Source organism: Priestia sp. SIMBA_032 (assembly GCF_046535215.1).
Lineage (GTDB): Bacteria > Bacillota > Bacilli > Bacillales > Bacillaceae_H > Priestia > Priestia aryabhattai.
Window position 1 is genome coordinate 1 of the sequence record NZ_JAWRXD010000633.1, and the last position, 273, is coordinate 273.

1 pseudogene is annotated in these 273 nt (G+C 64.1%); it reads left to right on the forward strand.

The annotated features are described in order from the left end of the window. Positions 1–273 (forward strand): annotated as a pseudogene (locus SB717_RS35790) (hypothetical protein); the annotation flags it as partial.

Here is a 273-nt window from a genome sequence, read left to right on the forward strand (position 1 = left end):
GCGTTCGCCGCCATGGCCGTGGTGCTGGTCATCCGACCCCATGGCCTGATGGGCAAAGCGGTCACTGCGGCACCGCACGCTGTCGAAATACAGCCGCCGCAAACCCTCGGCAAACCCGGCCGCATCGCCGCCATCGGTTTGATCCTCGCACTGCTTGCACTGCCGTTGAGTGGCGACGACTTCACTGTCGTGCTGGCGAGCGACATCATGATATTCGCGCTGTTCGCGGCGGGCCTGCAGTTCATGATGGGGACCGGCGGCCTGGTATCTTTC